At 36.8% G+C, this 15,662-nt stretch carries 16 protein-coding genes; 12 read left to right on the top strand and 4 right to left on the bottom strand.

What is annotated here, in order from left to right:
- Window positions 1-139 precede the first annotated feature (139 nt).
- Complete coding sequence (locus ACLHR0_RS11645) at window positions 140-346, bottom strand: hypothetical protein (protein WP_370910575.1); 207 nt, start codon at window positions 344-346, stop codon at window positions 140-142.
- 37 nt (window positions 347-383) lie between these two features.
- Complete coding sequence (locus tag ACLHR0_RS11650) at window positions 384-1,142, bottom strand: hypothetical protein (protein WP_370910574.1); 759 nt, start codon at window positions 1,140-1,142, stop codon at window positions 384-386.
- Between the two features lie 188 nt (window positions 1,143-1,330).
- On the opposite strand from ACLHR0_RS11650, the gene ACLHR0_RS11655 reads away from it, so the two are divergent.
- Both ACLHR0_RS11655 and ACLHR0_RS11660 read left to right on the top strand, forming a co-directional pair.
- Window positions 1,331-1,513, top strand: a complete 183-nt coding sequence (locus ACLHR0_RS11655; RefSeq protein WP_436486709.1) for a hypothetical protein — start codon at window positions 1,331-1,333, stop codon at window positions 1,511-1,513.
- 278 nt (window positions 1,514-1,791) lie between these two features.
- Window positions 1,792-2,118: a YegP family protein gene (locus ACLHR0_RS11660; RefSeq protein WP_436486711.1), complete on the top strand. Its 327-nt coding sequence runs from the start codon at window positions 1,792-1,794 to the stop codon at window positions 2,116-2,118.
- Window positions 2,119-2,148: 30 nt separating this feature from the next.
- On the opposite strand, the gene ACLHR0_RS11665 is transcribed toward ACLHR0_RS11660, so the two are convergent.
- On the bottom strand, window positions 2,149-2,403 hold the full coding sequence (locus tag ACLHR0_RS11665; protein WP_436486713.1) for a hypothetical protein: 255 nt from the start codon (window positions 2,401-2,403) through the stop codon (window positions 2,149-2,151).
- Window positions 2,393-2,893 carry a hypothetical protein gene (locus ACLHR0_RS11670; RefSeq protein ID WP_436486715.1) on the bottom strand — a complete coding sequence of 167 codons (501 nt, stop codon included), beginning with the start codon at window positions 2,891-2,893 and terminating at the stop codon, window positions 2,393-2,395. Before ACLHR0_RS11670 ends, ACLHR0_RS11665 begins: the two co-directional genes overlap by 11 nt.
- Before the next feature lie 426 nt (window positions 2,894-3,319).
- Here ACLHR0_RS11670 and ACLHR0_RS11675 point away from each other — a divergent pair, with 426 nt between their 5' ends.
- The 10 genes from ACLHR0_RS11675 (at window position 3,320) to ACLHR0_RS11720 (ending at window position 15,236) form a co-directional block, all read left to right on the top strand.
- Complete coding sequence (locus ACLHR0_RS11675; RefSeq protein ID WP_436486717.1) at window positions 3,320-3,550, top strand: helix-turn-helix domain-containing protein; 231 nt, start codon at window positions 3,320-3,322, stop codon at window positions 3,548-3,550.
- Between the two features lie 233 nt (window positions 3,551-3,783).
- A complete protein-coding gene (locus tag ACLHR0_RS11680; RefSeq protein WP_436486719.1) occupies window positions 3,784-4,545 on the top strand; it encodes an FRG domain-containing protein in 762 nt (253 codons plus the stop codon).
- Between the two features lie 71 nt (window positions 4,546-4,616).
- Entirely contained in the window at window positions 4,617-6,077 is a 1,461-nt protein-coding gene (locus tag ACLHR0_RS11685; RefSeq protein WP_436486721.1) for a hypothetical protein, read from the top strand.
- A 296-nt stretch (window positions 6,078-6,373) separates the two neighbouring features.
- Window positions 6,374-7,252 (top strand): hypothetical protein, encoded by an 879-nt coding sequence (locus ACLHR0_RS11690; protein WP_436486723.1) that lies wholly within the window; start codon window positions 6,374-6,376, stop codon window positions 7,250-7,252.
- A gap of 106 nt (window positions 7,253-7,358) precedes the next feature.
- Window positions 7,359-8,156 carry a hypothetical protein gene (locus ACLHR0_RS11695; RefSeq protein WP_436486725.1) on the top strand — a complete coding sequence of 266 codons (798 nt, stop codon included), beginning with the start codon at window positions 7,359-7,361 and terminating at the stop codon, window positions 8,154-8,156.
- Window positions 8,157-8,162: 6 nt separating this feature from the next.
- Window positions 8,163-8,849: a hypothetical protein gene (locus tag ACLHR0_RS11700; RefSeq protein ID WP_436486727.1), complete on the top strand. Its 687-nt coding sequence runs from the start codon at window positions 8,163-8,165 to the stop codon at window positions 8,847-8,849.
- A gap of 376 nt (window positions 8,850-9,225) precedes the next feature.
- Entirely contained in the window at window positions 9,226-12,987 is a 3,762-nt protein-coding gene (locus ACLHR0_RS11705) for a hypothetical protein (RefSeq protein ID WP_436486729.1), read from the top strand.
- Window positions 12,988-13,527: 540 nt separating this feature from the next.
- Window positions 13,528-14,181, top strand: a complete 654-nt coding sequence (locus ACLHR0_RS11710; RefSeq protein ID WP_436486731.1) for a DUF4145 domain-containing protein — start codon at window positions 13,528-13,530, stop codon at window positions 14,179-14,181.
- A gap of 70 nt (window positions 14,182-14,251) precedes the next feature.
- Window positions 14,252-14,386: a hypothetical protein gene (locus tag ACLHR0_RS11715; RefSeq protein ID WP_436486733.1), complete on the top strand. Its 135-nt coding sequence runs from the start codon at window positions 14,252-14,254 to the stop codon at window positions 14,384-14,386.
- A complete protein-coding gene (locus ACLHR0_RS11720; RefSeq protein ID WP_436486735.1) occupies window positions 14,370-15,236 on the top strand; it encodes an AlbA family DNA-binding domain-containing protein in 867 nt (288 codons plus the stop codon). The genes ACLHR0_RS11715 and ACLHR0_RS11720 overlap by 17 nt, the downstream gene beginning before the upstream one ends.
- Window positions 15,237-15,662: the final 426 nt, after the last annotated feature.

Consider the following 15,662-nt stretch of genomic DNA (forward strand, 5'->3'; position numbering starts at 1 on the left):
ACAAAACAAGCGCCCCACCGATTACAATTATTAGCCGTAGTAAGCTGTTAAAAAAGCCCCCGCATGCCTGCGGGGGACTCTTAAAACTGTTCTGAATTGTTGCAACTTTCCTCAGAACAGGTAGCAGAGGGTGTTCCTGCTACTCATTTTTAACAGCGGCCTGACTTACACCTGTCATGATGCTGCCTGCTACTGCTACTACCTGGGCTACTTCCCCTACTATAGACGGGAGTTGTACCGGTAACCCTATCACTGCTGCTGCGAGCGCAGTGAGAATGAGCCCTATGTTGCGCACCTTCACAAAGAAAGGTGGTGTGGGGGCAATTAATCGTTGTACTAATTCCATACAGCATTTGTTTTAAAGAGTGAAAAATTACGCATCCTTAAACGCTGGCGGATACCGCCATCACCTTCATGGAATTGTATGTACCATTGGACAGCTTGTAAGGCTTTCCGTTCACTACCTGTACAAACTCAATGCTGAGTGCCAGGAACATCGGGAACGTGCTGTTGGGAGAAACGGTGGCAGTGAGCTTCAGCGGAGCGGTATTATTGCTATCCAGTACCAATACTTCGCTGGCAGCTATGGCACTTTCATACTTACCGCCTGCAAAGTCGATAGCACAAACGCCACAGGTGATAATGAAGTGCGATGCCCCTGGGGGTGATTGAATGCCTTCCGCCGGGTTGAAGGGCGGCAGCTCTATTGTTCCGGTACCGGCCACGCGATCAATGTTAGCCGTTAAGGGAGCAAAGAGTGAGGTATCCATCAAACTATTCATATTAAACTCAAAGCTTTCAATGAACCCAACTTCTCCGTCAATTACATTCCGTAAGCCGCGATCGCTGGTAGCATCGGCCTTTACCACTTTTACGAATTCTTTCGTGAGGCGGGGGGTAGCCCCTTTGTCCGCCGCGTTCTTTATCATATCACGAAAAGCTGTACGTAGCAGTTTACTGGCTTTGCCTGCGCGGCCAAACTCGAGGCCGTTTTCGCGGGTGCGTTTGAAGGCCGGGTCGGTGGAGATCCGGGCTCCTGATACGCCAGATCTTTTCCTGACTGCGTATCCACGCTTTGTTTTATAAAACGATAGGTTTTCGATTGCGCCGTCAAATTGTAGCAATCCGTCTTGTTTACTCATAATTAAAATGTTTTTTCTTAAAGAATAGGCAGTTTCTATAGCTATGCCTGTTAAGCTTTTCCATCTGATCAGACAGGGTTGTACTTCGAAATACGATACGAAATTATTCACTGGCAGAAGTGTGGAAAAACAAACCCGCCGCTTTTGCCGCTTTTTGCCGGATTATGCCGAAAAACGTTCGCAATAGGATGGTGATCTACACCAAAGACATTCAAAACATCATGGGCAAGAGCGACCGCTCTGCCAGGGAGCTAATGCAAAAGCTGCGGCAGATGTTTGGAAAGCAGGACTGGCAGTACATTTCAGTGGCTGAATTTTGTGAATACTCCGGGTTGGATGAGGAGGAGGTCAGGGAGTTCCTGGACGGATAATTCGGGGTCCTAAGTGTATTGGGAGTGTATGCGGAGAGTATTGTGAGTGTATTACGAGAGTATGGAGACTATAAGGGGACAGTATAAGGACTGTATGGGGAATACGACACATAGACGACTCCTAAGTAACCGGGAAGTATGTGACATGTATGCTACATGTATGGGAGAAGTATTCTGATGAACGGTATTTTAAAAATAATCCTGATATTTTAAACAATTATGCTTCTGCCTGGTTATTGTACCTGTATCCTTTCATTCATTTAAAACACCACAATGTTATGGGAAAATTTGTTATCAAAACAGCTAAAAACGGCCAAAACTATTTTGCTTTGAAAGCCGGTAATGGCGAAACTATTTTATCCAGCGAAATGTACACCACTAAAGCCGCCTGCAACAACGGCATCGAGTCTGTTAAAACCAACGCGCCGAATGATAGCCGTTATGAAAAGCAAACCGCTAAGAACGGTGAGTTCTATTTCACGCTCAAAGCGGCCAATTTCCAGGTTATCGGCACCAGCGAAATGTACACCACCTCCTCCAGCAGGGATAACGGTATTGAATCCGTTAAAAGCAATGCTCCGGGAGCGAGTGTTACAGAGGAATAAAACACGAAGGGCTGCCGCGGCAGCCCTTTTTCACTTTTGGTCGCTTCCGGCAACAGCGTTGATCAAACCATTAACAAGCTCCTCTCCTATGCTGCGGATCCTTTTCATTTCCGCCTTGCTTAACGCCGGCACCACCTTGCCTTCATTGCCCCGCATCTTCCTGTAAAACGTTGGCGCGCTATAGTTACATTCTTCGCAAACGCGCTCCCTGAAAAGAACGGGCAGTTTGGAGAACTCCGTATGCAACTCCAGCAATATATTCTTCTTTTGGATTTCAATACTCATAAAGTAAATTTGAATAGTGATGGTCTATTTTAGCAATACTGATCCGCTCTTCTATCTCCAGGGAATGAAGCGTCAGGAAAAAGGTGCGGAAGTAATTGCCGGTAATAGCGGCAATGGTTCCATCTATCCCCTTGTCGCCGTCAACCAGTATTTCAATGTACTGATCAAGCGCAGCTGCCAACTCATCCAGCTCAATACCCGCCTGAAAACTTGACAACTCATACAGATCGCTTTCCAGCTCCGTTACCAGCTCCCTGGTAAGGTCCTCCGCATTGGTTCTTTTCAGCGCATCCCTGAGGTTAAAAGCAGCTTTAGTGGTGGTTCTGAACAAGGTGTAGAAGGTCATAAAATCGGCCCGCTGGCCTGGGGACCAGTTATTGGCGGAGGTACTGCCGATAACATTGCATAGTTCGTGTTCGCATAGCTCGACGAAGCCTGCGGAGGTGCCACAGGCGGTAATGCGGGTTAAGATGGTTAACAGATTTTCCATAACAGATATTTAAAGTGAATAAATACAGTTTTGAATAGGCAATACGATTCCGGATCAGCTGTGAAGGCTGACTAACCGGTCGTTGTAATATGCGTTTATGGAATTGGAATGAGGGTACCGGAGATAAAAAAGCGCGGTCCCCACCTTTCACTTTTGAGGCCCTGAGAAACCGATGAAGGTCGACCGCGAATAAACGCGAGTCATCAACTTCATCTGTTCATTAAGATTCTCAGGTTTTAAAAGCGAATGTTTATGATATCTAATGTTGAAAGAATTGAAAAACTATTATTTTTACTTTATAAGTAAAAGGTGTTTTATCAATGTTTTAAATCAGATTTTCGTCTTTTTAATTGACAATACAAAAATACTTAAAATAATGACATATTCGTCATTATTTTAAAAAATATTTCACCCCATCTTGTACACATGGCAGAACAAATAAGAAATAATAATCTGTTGAAAGGAATAGCAACGATTCTTAAAGAATTACGTGAGGCTAAATCTTTAAGCCAAGAAGAAGTTTATAACGATACTAATATACACGTTGGGCGTATAGAAACTGCTAAGGCGAATTCTACAGTCAGCACAGTAGCCGCACTCTGTAAATATTTTGACATTACACTTTCAGACTTTTACAAAAGAGTAGAAGAGCTTTAAAATCGTTGTATTAACCTAAAATATTTATGCCAGATTTTTCCCTTAAGAAAACTGAGTAACGATATTACGGTGCCTCATGGGAATATGATTTACTAGTTATTAGTAAACTTAATAAAATATCCTAGTATATATAGTACCCATTTTGAAATAAAAGTGTATTAAGAATAATGATGCAATTTCTGCAAGTTGGTACATATTGTAAAAGTGAGCGGTAGTCGCAAAAAGAAAAATAAATGAAATCGATTAAAATAAAATCATTCGATCATCTAATCAAAACGTTACAAAATCCAGAGTATTGCTGTGGACATGTAGTATTTAGAGGCGTTACGGACAAAGTCAATCATAAACTTATTCCATCAGCCGGTAGGAAGATACAATACCACTCAGCGAAATTGAATGAACTTGTGGATCATGAGCAACTCATCTTGAAACTTTTTCGGCACAGGGCATATGGAGAGCTAAAAAAGTTACCTCAAAATGATTGGACATGGCTTGCCCTTGCTCAACATCACGGATTACCAACAAGATTATTGGATTGGACGTATAGCCCTTTAATTGCAGCTTATTTTGCGACAGAACCAGAAATAAAACACGATGGTACCTTGTTGGATTTGCCGAAAGGTTGTGGTGCGATTTACGTATTACACGCCTGCAATTTTATAGATGCATATGACGATACTCGTAGCCCATTTGATATTAAAAATGCCTCATTGGTTTACGCTCCAGTGGTAACCAATCGAATCGCAGGCCAAGGTGGACTATTTACTATCCATCCGGATCCCAGAAAAGAGTTACAGGATGTTTTTGAGGACAAAGAGCCAAACGGCGCACAGTGGATTCATAAGTTGGAGTTCGATTATAACGTAGCTATTGATATTCAGAAGACTTTATACTTCCTCGGTGTCCGAAAGGGTGGTATTTACCCGGATTTGGATGGCTTTTCGGGCGACATCAAAAACAGGTTTGTATTTGGTGAATGCCACCTGCCAGGTTAAATAATTTGTCTCATTTAAAGGTCTTTTGACAGATCCACTCCATGTACGTCGATTTTTCTGTATACTTGCGTATGCGCAAAAAATTGATTCTGCCCCATTCTCGTAACTTTAAACATATAGAGCCATCCCTGAAAGTGCTACAAAAGCTGAACAAAGGTGGCATGATAACCCTCCAAAAGCCAGGATCTTCCCTACATCAATTAGCAGTGAACCTGGTCAAGAATACAGGGAAAGGTTTTTTGTTGACATTTCCTGATGATAAAAGGGAGTATCATAGCCTATTGGATATTGAAAATGTTGGTTTCCAAAGCAATATCGGCGATTTTAAGTGCGGTAAAATAATTCCAGTTGAAACAGATTTTAACACTGTAACGGCAGAAGTTAGCACGTTCTATTCCCTAGATTTTAGTTTGCTAACAGCCTCTTATTTTCGGCTAATGATCCCATTTGAAAGTAATCTTCATTTTCATTATTTCGTAGATAGGAAATCGTTTAAAACCAAAAACAAAAGATCAGGTGAATGCGTAGGGATTAATTATGAAGAACTACAATTGGATATGTACATATATCGTGCTAAGGATGCAAAGCAGTATATGGTATTAGATACGACAGAAAAAGTGCAGTTTAAGGCATTTATGGATTATTGTTTTGATGCCTTAGTAGCCCTGGGTTATGTCAGCGGCCACTTTATTCAGAATGAGGGTTACTTCTTCCAATATCCAAACATGGAAATGGACCATCCCACAGCGTATCACTATAGTGAATTCCGAAAATCCTGCCAAACCAGTTTTACCCCGATATATGCTAATGCGTATAGCTATATCCGCGACACGTCAATGGCCGAACAAGTACATAAAGAACTGCAGCCGCTTTCTATTAAAGAATTTTCTCTCTTGTGTCAAAAGATCAATCAATCGATAGAATTTTCTGCTGCTATATTATTAATCATTGAAGCCTGTTCCGCTTCCCAAGTAATGATGCCTGCTGCCTTCATGGTAGCACTTGAAGCACTCACAAATGAGTGGGTAAATGGACCCGTATCCAAGGTTAAGCCCATCCATGATACTAACAAAGCTAAAGCAATAAAAAAAGAATTAATGGCTGTTTTGCAATCGCATACGGTTGAATTGGATCTCAAATCTGTAGCCATATTGAGAAATAAAATCAATGATATCAATCGACCTGTTAATGCAGATCAACTATCGAAGCCTTTTGCAGAATTAGGATTCACACTTAGCCCTGATGATCTGGAGGTAATTATCTCTCGTAATGATTTTTTGCATGGCCGTATTACGCTGATTGATATAGACAAAGGCCGCCTACCCGCTCAGTATACAGACGAACTTAGTCGGCATGTCTATCACTGCTGCTTACGAATATACACATTGCTAACCATATTGATCCTGCGCCAATGTGGTTATGAGGGTAAAATGGTCAACTATCCTAAAATACATGAACATATTACCGGTAAAAAGTTAGATGAACCCTACTTCCGGGATGTATGTTATGTGAGCCCTATTGTGCTCCATTAGTATAGGTATGGGAACGAAGATGCGTTTAAATAATCTATAATATCCTTTTTTACGTGATATGCGAATATATAACCTATTTCTTATAATCATACAAAAATAAATATTTGTACTCATGGGAGCAAACACCAGTTACCATTCTTTACAATATGCACGATGTTAAAAAGGTTATCACCAGTGCTCCCTGATCAAATATAGCTTTACCTAAAATTACTTTATGTAAAGTGCTTGAAAATTGGTAAATTCATTAGCATAAATTGAAGATTGGCAACAGCACTGTCCGAGAAAACACTATACCGATGGAGAAGATTACCGACTTTTTCTATGATCTGCGTGACAGAACCAGTAACCCTTTGTTTGTTTCATTTATAATTGCCTGGCTAGTTTACAATTGGAAAATACCAGTTGTCTTGACATTATATCATTTGGGTGACCTACAGCTGGAAGGGTATAAATCGTATGTCCAATATATCAGTGGAAATCTGGAACCATGGCGCTCTTTCTTCACTCCTTTTTGTTATGCTGTTGGATACACTTTATTCTTCCCTCCTATCCGGATGTTCATTATGGCCTTTATGACGTTGATAAAAACAAAAAGTAATTCATGGAATCTCGAAATATCAAAAACTGGAAAGATTTCATCAGCCCATTTTATCAAGTTGAGGCAAAAATATATCGATCAGACAAAATTAGTGAGTGACGTTATTGAGAATGAAAGTTCAGCAATCCAGAAACTTGCGGAAATAAATGATAAGGTTAATGTCCTTCAACACGACCTTTCTGTTCAAAAGCAAATACATACTGAACTCTCCGGAAAGATTGAAGCAATTGATCAATATACTACTCCTTCTATTCTTAATGGCTATTGGAAATATAAATATCGCTCACATCCTGGATCCATTAATTTGTCATTTGAGTATTACTTTATTGATGGTGAAATATTTCATATATCCGATGATATAGATCGAATAAAAGTCAAAGCATTTGATATACACCATTTTTGTTTTAACATTAAGACAAATGAATTTGTTTTCATCCGCAATCCTATAGGTGGTGGAACTCCCGAAATTCAGTTCTTGAAATTTGCTCAGGCAATGAATGTGATGGAAGGGAATGATCAGCTTGGTGCTGCGATTAGTTATAGCAGGCTTGGGGAGTCGGCAATATTAACAACATGAATATTCATTGCTATTAATAATTTGTATACATACTCTATTAATTGAGTAACTCCGATTAAGACAAGCTAAATGGTTATGGTTTTTCAGCGAAAAAATTCTATATACTATGGAAATAATTTTAAAATACACTGGTATCGCTGGGTTAGCGTTAACGATTTTATTTCTTGTATTTAAAGGCATAATAAAAAAAGAGATTTTCCCTTCATTAACTAAGCGACAAGGCTATAATATTTTAAGGTTAATTATTCTTTGCGTATTTATACTTTCCTTATTAAGTCTTGCTGCTTATTTTATGTTAAGCTACAACTCTAGTGTACTTTCAGCTGATTTAATCAAAGCTGATACTTCTCCAAATATTGTAGCAGATAAAGTTGTTTTCAACAAAGGGCAGATTGGAACAGTAATACAAGGTAACTTAATACAAGGCCCAAACGAATATACCAACATTGATGATGGGGAGTTCGAAATATTTGCGGATGAAAATGATGGGAAGGAGATTTTTGTCAATACCGTCATAAATGATCGGAAATTTGATTCGTCGTCCCTGGATTCCAATAAAATGTTTTATAATTATCCCACTTATATAAATGAACTCAAAACGAAATTTAAAACCATTACTGACGGTGGGGATTATGTTTCAAGTTCAATTACAGCATTAAAATTTACGGTTTTGCACATCACCGATCCTAAGATAGCCAATGAAATTGATAAAGATGGACAAGCAATCTCTTATTATTATTCTGAACCAATGCAAGGTAATGCTCTTGTAACAGTTATAATTAATGAGAAGAATATGGGATTAATAAATTGGAACAGGAGGCAAATACATATCAAAGGGAAGTTTTTGGTAAATTTTCAAATTGGAGGGCAGGGATTTAACTTCATAACATTATCCCCAGTCTAAAAGATCATGCCACTTTCATTCAAGAAGGTTTTATGTTCTTTAGAGATACAAGTATTTCAAGATATGGACTTTTTCCATTTCATATTATTATCAACTACATTAATGAGAGCTTTGTTTATTGCTTTAGTTGTGACACTTAAATCTACGTATTTGATTGCGCAGGTAGAATCCTCCAGTAATAAAAATACTCCTGCCCATCCTCTGCTGATAAAAAGCCATAATAATGAACAGGCCACAACAATTGATGCCAAAGTTGTATATAGGTCCAATGCCGGTTATGCCAAAATTTATAAAATAACAGATTCATTATATGAGTTTAAGGCGTGGGAAAACAGGATTTATTTAAATCGTACTAACGTTGAAGAGTTAAAAGAAGCAGCAAGGATGCTGGAAAAAGCGGACAAGGATGATAAGGTTTCATTAACTACGTTTCGGTGTGAAATCACCAAGGGGAAAATGCTTGGAGCTGATGTTTATTGGGTTGAACTATTCAAACAAAAAAGTATGGTCGATTTATCGAATCTAAGTCCTGCCGAAATAAATGCTGTACTTAAATCAAGCGATGTTAGTACCGTAAAAGATGAAAAAGGCGAAATAGTGGCAACAAAGGCAAAAATTGTTCAGTATGAAGAAATGATTAAGAGATTTGGAATTACAAATAAAGACCTGAGAAATATCATTAGTATTGAGTAGTAGATTTTACAGGAGACGTATATCGAACCACTAAAGTAAACAAGGTCGACTATCTATTTATCACATTTACAAGGAGATAGAAGGCATAAAAAAGGGACGAGTTTAGAGACTTCTAACTTAAATCGTCCTAAAATACTCATAGGTTTCTATCATCTACGCAGGCAGCCTTTTTCCCAGACTCTTCGTATAGCCGCCAAGCTTGGGTAAGATCCAAACCTCTCTCATGCCTCGCATTCAAGATTCATTGCTCAGGCAATTCCATTGTTTTTCATTTTCCTGTAAAAACATCATATCTTCCTATATCGGTAAATTTAAACTAAACTGAGTTAAAACATGCTACTAAAAACGTAGCCCATTTTGAAAGAATATATTACGCATGACAAAATTACAAGAGATAGAAAAAAGCTTGGTTTCTATCAACGAGGCTGTCTTTCAGAACGTTTGTGATTCAATATTATATCACACTGAAGAGAACTGCCAAAATATTGTTAGAACAGGCACTACAATCGGAAAACAAAAGACCTGCAAAGGAACGCCAGATACTTACTTTATTCTTCCCAACGGGCGTTATGTTTTAGTCGAATATACCACGAAGGACAAATCTGAAAGTAAGAAGGCATTCTTAAAAAAAGCTAAGGATGATATTGCCAAATGCCTAGATGAAGGCAAAACCGGCTTGAAGACTGATGAGATTGAAAAAATAATTTTTTGTTTCAATAGTAGGCTTACTACAAAAGAGGTACAAGCCTTAAGAGATTTTTGTACACATCAAGGTATCTTATTGGAACTCAGAGGGATTGACACAATTGCTTTTAATCTTATTGGACCATGCAAACACACGGCGAAGGAATATTTAGGTATTACAATCGACACAGGGCAGATCTTACCCCCCAAAATCTTTATTGAAGAATATGAGCACTCTGATTTTGCAACGCCTTTATCTAATAAGTTGTATGGGCGAGAAAAGGAATTATTGAGCCTGACCAACAGTATAAAAAACAATCAAATTACAATAATATCCGGAGCACCAGGAGTAGGTAAATCAAGATTGGTCCTCGAAGCATTATCAGAATTACAAATCTCTAATAAGGAGTTAACCGTACTTTGCCTTTCAAATAAAACTGCCCCAATTCATGATGACCTAAGAGTCTATCTGGCAGAAGATAAACCGTATGCCATATTTATTGATGATGGCAATCGGCAGTCAAATAATCTAAAAACGTTACTTGGTCTACTTAAAGAAAAGCGTACAAATAAAATTCAAGTTGTAATAACTGTCAGGGATTATGCACTAACAGGAATTAAATCAGAGTGCATTGATTATAAGGTGGCGGACTTCGAGTTATTAAAGCTTGACTATGCTCAAATAGAGCAAATTTTGCAAGGAGAAGATTTTCAAATATCGAAATTCCGTTACTTGCAACGTATAGCCGAAATATCAAAAGGAAATCCAAGATTAGCTATCATGGCAGCAAGGGTAGCTATTGATAATCAAGATTTAACATCATTAAACAATGTTTATAGTTTGTATGAGCAATATTTCGAACGAACGACAATAGATAGGCCAGTGTTATCGGATAAAATATTGCTTAAATCGATAGGATTGCTCTCCTTTTTTTATTCGATTAATTTAGAAAATGTCGACTTTGTCAGAAGGATATGTCAAGACTTTTCAATCGATTATCATGAGTTTAAAGAAGCAATGCTAAATATCGCAATATGGGAACTAGCCGAACTTTCGCCTGATGGAAATATAATTAGAATTTCTGAGCAAACACTCGCAACATATTTTTTCTACAAAACCTTTTTAAAGGAAAGGAGTTTGGATTTTAATACTATTTTGACTAACTATTTCCAAGATCATGTTCACCGATTTAATGATACTGTGTTGGGTGCCAATAGTGCTTTTGGTCACACTAACGTTTTAGGAACTATCGACCCATATTTATCTAAATACTGGCAGTCAATAAATACCGATACTATTATAGCACTTAAATTTCTAAAACTTTTCTGGCTATATAGGCACGAAGACATTTACGAATATACAGAGCTTGTTATAAATAACCTGCCAGAAATAACATGTGTTAATTATATCTATATCGAGGATCTAAAAAATAGAGGTTATCCCCATAATGATGAAATCATAGAGCTTCTTTCAAATTGCTTTCCGTACGAAGAATTTAGCTACCTCGATGCAGTTGATCTATCTTTCCAATATGTAAAACGTAAACCTGAATGCTTTCAACAATTATTAGATTTATTGATTAAAAACTTTTCTATTGATATTGAAGATTTATACAATGGATGTAAAAGGCAAAAGGCCCTACTCATGTTTTTAACAGAAAAGGTAAATTATGATTTGATTTATAACCAATCACTATTTTATCTGCTACCAAGCTTTTTAAGCTATAGATCATACAATAGTTCCAGAACTGATAAAATCAATGCAACAACAATTGTTACGAAGAAGATTAAAATCATTGATGCAATTGCAAGTTTCAGAAGCGGCATATGGTCGTTTGTTATTGACAATTATCCGACTTATAAATCAAGGCTTGATGATATTTTGCTTTCATTTATCTCAGATGGACGGCAGTTTGCAAAAGTCGCTCATGAATTTGACTATCAATATTGGATAAAACTGTTTAATGATCATTTTAAGAAAAATTCATTACAAGACGTTTTCCTTATTCAAAGTTTGATATATAACTATAAATGGCTTAATATTCGTCCGAAGGACATAAGCAATCTCAAGTCTCGTTTTCTGACAGAAGACTATAAGACATACCTGATACTCAGTTTTAATAGACTTCGCGATAAGGAAGACGTGGATTTCACCAACTACGAACAATATCAATTGCTAAAGGAAAAAGAAATTAGAAGCAGCTTCAACTTCAAAAACGTTGCAGAATTCAAAAAATTCTACCACAAATATGTTGAAATGTCCAAATTAAAAGATAAGGGTTACACTCAAATTTCTGTGTCTTTAGACATACTCATTCATGAACATTCACTGCGTGATCCCAATTTAGCATATTCGTTCTTAAGGCAAATCATTTCCACAAGTAACGAAACTAATTTCTATCCAATCAGAGTACTAAGTGTCTTTTTTACATCACAAGATAAAATCTTCTTAGACTATTATGAATTGTTGATAAATTCTTCTTTTAAAGGAAAAGATTGGTGGTTATGGTCTTTCTATTACCGATTACCAGACGAAAGTGTAACATTACAATATGCAAATGACCTCCTCCAGCTTCTATCAACGACAAGAGATGGAATATATATCGAATTTACAATCTTTGAGAAATTTACAAAAGTTAAGAAGCAATTTTTTGTGGACGCTTTAAATCGTGTTATTGCAACAAAATCGGAAAATAAAAGAAATATACAATTAGATCACTCTTTTTTTGAAAAGTATTCTGAAATTTACATAGAACATGTCGATTTGCTGAAGCAGATTTACTTACTTTTCGATAATGACAGAGATCATTTCGATTATGACTGCAAACATTTATTGGCATTGATAAAATTGGACAATAGTTTTTTCTTCGAATACTTCACGCTAATAACAACAACGCACCTTCCCTTGCATTCCAGGGAGTTTGATCATTTGTCAATTATCTGGAATTTAACTAATGCCGAGACACTTGTTGAAAATGTATTAGATCACTTTTTACTACGTGATAAGCGTCATTTCATGGAGGAGATTATCGTCTCACTTTTTAAAAATATTGAATCAATCCACATGACGCGAGGAATTCAATTTTTGAAAAACTATTTAAAATCCAATATAAATGATAGCAAAGCGTGCAATTTTGTATTTGATTGCGTTCGCAATTCATTTAGCGATCACTGGCACGTCTTTATCTTATACTATCTATCCCTTGAAGCAGATTTTGAAAAATTTAGGCGGATAGAGCTGCTAAATAATTCTTTTTCCAGCAATGGTGATAAAATATGGTCCGACATTAGAGCCAATGACTTAGAAAGCATTCTGGAAACGATCAATAAGATCCAAATAAAGAAGTATCGGTATAGTAAGCACAAAAGTTACATTAAAGAATGGATTTTAGCTGAAAGGCGGCAGGCAGACCATGAACGCAAAATGCGTTTCCAACATAAGCATTGGCACTAGAATTCTAGAAGTTAATTTTCGATATTGTAACCTTTAAAGGAGGTTAGCAACGAGAATCACTCGTTCTTATCGTCGAGCTTCTTACTATGGTCAAGGTTGGTGTTTTAGCTGTGTTCTAGCGCTTTTGGTTTGTAGCAGAACTAAATGCTCCATTTTTACATTAGCACCCAATGCTTCGACCTGTGGAATAAATGTTGATGAAGAAAAGGCAAATAGATAAAACGGTACACTATCCCATAATATATGCCCCCGTCATGCCTAATACAGATATGCAAACTAAATTTAAGTATGCGTTAAATGACTAATAATAAGTAGTACAAGGTTGAATAATAACAGAAAATGATAAAGCAAATACCTATAATAACGACCAATAGAGCACAGCCGCCGCTTGTTATTTTCGAATTTTGAGTAATTGCAGCAAATTATATATTAATTGGGAGATGAAAAGAACTCCTAATGCTGTAGTTTTTTTTTATAGCACAAATCCTTTTTATAAATTACCGAAATGACTTCAAATACATTAAATATAATAATTTAAATATGACCTATACTCCACCAGAATTCTACAAATCGGCTTTCAATTGCCCCTCATGTGCTGCATACGCTAAACAAATTTGGACTGAAGTTCATTTAACAAATAGATCTGAAAACTACTCAGCTGGAATTGGCGATATATTATTTGCAGTTTGTGACCATTGTAATTCTTACTCTATTTGGCGCATAAATTCCAATGACCGCCGAATGATCTATCCCTATTCTGGAAATGCACCACTACCCAACTCAGACATGCCTGATGATGTTAAGGCGGATTACATTGAAGCAAGAAGTATCGTAAATATATCACCCAGAGGAGCTGCCGCACTGCTAAGATTAGCAATTCAAAAACTTTGCAGAATACTCGGAGCATCTGGAGAAAATATAAATCAAGATATAGCCTTCTTGGTTGCAAATGGATTACCAGAAAAACTACAAAGAGCCTTAGATAATATTAGAGTCGTTGGCAATAACGCGGTACATCCAGGGCAAATAGATTTTTCTGACGGCCCCGATATCGCCAATAAACTATTTGTCTTCATAAATATTATCTGTGACAATCAAATAACACAGCCAAATCTTATTAATGAATTTTATGATGAAGTAATTCCAGAAACTTCCAGAGACCAGATAACCAGGAGAGACAATAGACCCAATTAGGCCACGGGTAATACTAAAATATAAAATTTATTTCAAGAATAATTCCCATTATTATTAAAAAAATAAATACATGAAAGTTCTAGGAAAGAAGATTACATCCCTTACCCGTGAGGATATAAAAATACTTATTGACGACAAAATTGCGGAATCAAAAACTCTGGATTATAAAGAGGTTTTTAATGTCGCTGATGATAAAAAAAAATGAAGAGTTCTTAAAAGATATATCGGCCTTTTATAATACCGAGGGAGGAACAATTATTTTCGGTCTATCAGAAAGAAGAGAGGGGAAGAAAAAATTGGGTATCCCCATTTTACCGGATACTGATAAACTAACCATTGACGATTATGAAAAGGAAAAATCAAGAATATCACAGATAGTTCTTTCAGGTACAAATCCTAAAATTGTTAATCTCCAATTTAGTGATCTATTGGATATAGATGGTTGTAGGGTTTTTGCAATTGGAATCCCCAAAAACATTTCAATTCCAACAATGGTTATCTACAATGGGTCTAATACATTTCATAAAAGAAACTATACTGACAAATATATGCCAGATACCCATGAGCTATTTAGGGCCTTTTTGAGTCATCATAGCCTTAAAGAAGAAGTAGCTGCTTTTATAAAGTCCAGGACAGAGAGAATTTACGAACCATTCTCTGAAGGTTTGAGAAATTTACCGGTAGTAATAACACATATGGTGCCCTCAAACTTCCAAGATATAATTGCCTTGGATTCGTTCAGCACTAAAGAATTTAAAGAATTTGCAAGTAAAATATTCCAGCCGACTGGTTTTGCTCAAAAACAACAGCACGGCTACTCATTCGAAGGACTATTCCTTCTGCAAAAAGATGATCCGATGAATCCTCAATATATGCTCAGGGATAAGCAAAGAGGCCATACATTGTTGTTAAGAAACGGATGCGTAGAGTCCATCAACAATATATTTTTTAATGAGATAGAAGAAGGCGCAAAATATTGTACTCTGTACATTAGGGTTCTTGCGGAGTTCTTAAATAATGCGGTCAGCAATGCCTTTTTATATTATCAAAATTAAATATCTCTCCAGACTTTTATATTTCTATAAGCCTATATAATTTAACAGAATTCACATCATTAGTTGATAACCTTACAATTGGACACATAAAATGTCCATCTTTAAATCTTCCAATAATGCATATTTCAGAAATCGAACAACGAAAAGAAACACTAGGCCTTTTGTTTGATATACTATGGCAGTGTGCCGGCGAATCTCAGTGTCCTGATGAATTTAAAGACACGTGCTTCTCCCCCAGCTAAATTGCATCGCAGGATATATTTGCGTATACCACTTCATTATAGATGACAGATATACTTCTTAAAAGTTATTAATTAATAAAGGAATACTTTGAAAATGGGCTTATATAGAACTATTTCATGCTGAAAGGAGTTTATTAATCTGGAAACATATTGTATAGCATATTGATTACTTAAAGATATCTAG

Source organism: Chitinophaga sp. ARDCPP14 (genome assembly GCF_051362515.1).
Classification (GTDB): domain Bacteria; phylum Bacteroidota; class Bacteroidia; order Chitinophagales; family Chitinophagaceae; genus Chitinophaga.